Raw genomic sequence first — 4,154 nt, forward strand, 5'->3', positions numbered from 1 at the left:
GGGATTAGATCCAATTTTGCAACTTCGAGCAGCTATTGCTAGCAATGATTGGGATCTAAATTGGAAAACTGTAGTTGCATCTATTTAGTTAGTTAGTGGCAACCATAAAAATTACACTTCCCTCGGTGCTCACTAAAACAGGGGTTATTTGAACCATGCCGAACTTATAGTGCGCGAAATATTTAATTTGTGTATAATGTATTATTTTCGATTAATGGTGCTAAATTGTACGAGGTTTATCATAAATGAAAATTACTACATTATTTTCTTGGTCTCAAGTCCTAGCAGGCGAAGTTAATCCTAGTGCACTGATAGCTAGCAAACAGGCGTCACCGATACCTAATTCCATATGGAAAAATCGATATATTTTTAACGAAAAGCTACCTGATTACTTGATACCTATGATGGAAGCCGGAGAAAGTCTATATGAGGAAGTACAAGCACTAACTACAAAACTGAACACAGTTCAAAAAAGAATAGTCTCTTCTATATCGCTAGTGGTAAGCCATCCAAATCTCGATGATGATGCACAAAAAAGACTAATCGAACAGCTTTGCTTATACAATAATAAAGTACTCATTTGTGTTGCGGTGCTTTTAGGAAGACCAGCTTGGATCCGTAGTTTTTTAGTTGGCCAGACGAATTCATATATAGAAGATATAAATGTTGAGCTTTTTTGCCTTGCTGCCGCACAAGGCCATTTGGATATCATGGAGCGCTTAATGCAATTAGCTCCAGATAAAGTGCAAGAGATGATTGCAGCAGAGAAATATGGGGCTTTTTTCTCGGCTGCCGAACAAGGCCATTTGGATATCATGGAGCGCTTAATGCAATTAGCTCCAGATAAAGTGCAAGAGATGATTGCAGCAGGGGACTATAGGGCTTTTTTCTCGGCTGCCGAACAAGGCCATTTGGATATCATGGAGCGCTTAATGCAATTAGCTCCAGGTATGGTAGAAGAGATGATTGCAGCAGAGGATTATAGGATTGTTTGCTTGGCTGCCGAACAAGACCGTTTGGGCATCATGGAGCGCTTAATGCAATTAGATCCAGATAAGGTACAAGTCATGGCTAAGCAATGGTATCGGTTCCTTTTTGTCTCCAACAAAACAGCTGACTATCTTGACACTCTGGCATTTTTGGCGCAACTCACTCCAGATATTGTCACACAATTTGATTGCCGCCTTTTTGTCTTGGCTGCCGCAAAAGGCCGTTTGGATATCATGGAGCGCTTAATGCAAGTAGCTCCAGATAAGGTACAAGAGATGATTGCAGCAGGGGATTATAAGGCTTTTTGCGTGGCTGCCGCAAAAGGCCGTTTGGATATCATGGAGCGCTTAATGCAAGTAGCTCCAGATAAGGTGCAAGAGATGGCTAATTTTTTTGGGATTTATTCTCTTCAAATGCAGAATAATTTTATTGCACTTTGGGACGCTGATGATACTACCATTGATTATTGTATGTATATTATGGATCGTTTAATGCAATTAGTTCCAGACAAGGCTCAAGACCTGCTTGATGCGAGAGGAAGTTACCCAATGCTCTTCTTAGCTGCGAAAAGCGCACGCCAAGATATTATAGAAAACTTGATGCAATTAGCTCCAGATAAGGTACAAGAGATGATTGCAGCAGGGGATTATAAGGCTTTTTGCGTGGCTGCCGAACAAGGTCATTTGGATATCATGGAGCGCTTAATGCAATTAGCTCCAGATAAGGTACAAGAGATGATTGCAGCAGGGGATTATAAGGCTTTTTGCGTGGCTGCCGCACAAGGCCGTTTGGATATCATGGAGCGCTTAATGCAATTAGCTCCAGATAAGGTACAAGAGATGATTGCAGCAGGGGATTATAAGGCTTTTTGCGTGGCTGCCGAACGAGGCCATTTGGATATCATGAGGTACTTGGTCGGATTGGCGCAGCGAGAACGTGAAGCAATGATAGCAACATTATGTAGAAGGCCTTATTTTCTGACTTTTCATGATTTCGAGGAACCTATTCGCTATTTAGATGAAATATCGCCGAACAATGTGCTATCAATGATTGAGTCCAATAATTATGGATTTTTCCGTAATGCTGCCGCTTTAAGACGCCTTAATATTACTAATTATTTATTAACGAAACCCGACGTTTTTTCCTATGCCGAGGCTCATAATTATGAATATGGGTTTGATTTTATTAACCCTTTTGTAGGCGCAAAGCTCAGTGCTCTTCGCTCGCAAAAAGCCACTATGGAAGCAGCTAATCCAAACGTCATTTTTAATATAGAAAACGAAGAAGAAGCAAAACTCCTATTTTATATGTTACGAAACATAATCCGACGTAATGATGAAGCGTTACGTGATGACATTTTGTTTTTATTGGAAATACCCGCAGTAAAAAATTTAGCTCACCAGGCAGTAAGTCCTGAACAGCACAATGAACTACTACGCATTGCCTTAAACCTTGACAATGAATCTGCAGCAGCATTGTTAATGAATATCCCTGCTGTTCGCGCATTGGCAGAACAAAATAATTTTTATCGCAATGAGCGAGCAGGATTATTAGATTTATCAGCACTTGCCCGCGACCGCGAATCTTCGATGACCGCTTTAAGCAAAGATGAGCGCTTACGCTTAGAGGGCGTGATTAATCGCTATGAACCTTTGTTAAAGACCACTGGGGCCAGCAACATTTTAGATAATTTACGCGACACCCTTAAATCACGCTATGATGAAAGCCCTGCCAGTATAAAAGTGATTAGCAACAACGAGAACAACACTAGAACTATTGAATTACCCCTGGCATGGCCTGACTTCCAGGCATTAGAATTAAATGCCTTAGAAAGAAAATCAGCGCTAAAGGCTTATTACCAACATAAAGACCATACCGCTTACCGTTATTTATCAAAGCCTAACCCATGGATGCATGCTCATGCTTCTTATGTTCATGTAGATGAAAACAATCTTAATGAAAAATGGTCTACCTTTGAGGAATATCAAGCAGAAATTGCACTTTTTTATTTAGCCGCAATTGATGAACAAGCAATCCCTAGTGATGGCTATACGTTAGAAACACGCTTAGAACATTTTATTGATGAATTAGCACATATAGGGCGCGCCCATAACTGGGATAAAACACGCATCAAAGTAAATGCCAATGGCGAGGAACAATACGATGAAGATGGAAATGTCATAACTGAAGAATATGACGACCAAGAGGCAGACAGGCCAAGTTGTTATTCTGGTGTTAAGCGTCGTTTATTTCAATCATTACAAGGACATGCTTTATTAAAACTCCTGACCAAAGACTTGCTGAACGAGGAAATTGATGCATTTGTGGTGCATCATTTCGAAGAGTGCCTCAAGCAAGGCCATGGCGATGCAGTTAAAAATGCCTGGGAAAAATGCATAGGTGGCGATGACATGACAGATGAGGATTGGAGTGCCTTGAAATTACTGGATTTTTCTATAGAAAAACAACAGCAACTCAAAGAATACCTGGGCTCTAAGTACGGCAACTCTTTCTCGCTAAGCCAGGAGTTTTTGCAGCAAGTGGATAATGCATTTAGATTTAAGCAGGAGCCAGATGCGCACCTACTTAATTTCGGGCATGCTAAGCCACAGCGCCTGTTTCCAGGTCAAGACATTGAAGTGACATCAATCCTCAGTAGGACTGGATTTTTTTCTTCGCCACCTGCATTCGATAATGAAAATGTACAGGAAGAGGGGAGTGTAATTTTTATGGTTGACAATAGATGTTAAAACGGTAATACTAGCTTCAATTAAAAACCTGTTAGGTGCTATTGTGGCAAAGTATTATCGAGTCATATTTGAAGAATATGATATGAAGCCTTGCAATGAAACGCAAGATAATATTATTTTAGAAGGCGAAGTTTCAGCCCCAGAAAGTTGCTTGGATTTTGGTATCCGTCATGAAGTTCAAATGGAATTGATATCTAAAACCCAAGATAAAATTCTGCAATTGCAGGCTAGTGAGGTATCTTTCAAAGATGATTGTTGTCCAAAATGTCCTGATGGGCTTTTAAAAAAACACGGGTTCAAATCTACTGAACACTTCCACCAAATTTTGTAGTCATTTTTGAGAGCAGTTATCGACCAACGAATTGGTTTATGATACATAGTTTATCGCTAAATAAAAATAAGGATCATGATGAT

Annotated in this window: 2 protein-coding genes; both read left to right on the forward strand. The window is 40.1% G+C overall.

From position 1 onward, the window contains the following. Positions 1 to 245 precede the first annotated feature (245 nt). Positions 246 to 3,740: an ankyrin repeat domain-containing protein gene (locus tag ELY15_RS14090; protein WP_127101125.1), complete on the forward strand. Its 3,495-nt coding sequence runs from the start codon at positions 246 to 248 to the stop codon at positions 3,738 to 3,740. After that, complete coding sequence (locus ELY15_RS14095) at positions 3,724 to 4,071, forward strand: hypothetical protein (protein ID WP_127101127.1); 348 nt, start codon at positions 3,724 to 3,726, stop codon at positions 4,069 to 4,071. The genes ELY15_RS14090 and ELY15_RS14095 overlap by 17 nt, the downstream gene beginning before the upstream one ends. Positions 4,072 to 4,154: the final 83 nt, after the last annotated feature.

The organism is Legionella sp. km772, assembly GCF_003989735.1.
GTDB lineage: Bacteria > Pseudomonadota > Gammaproteobacteria > Legionellales > Legionellaceae > Legionella.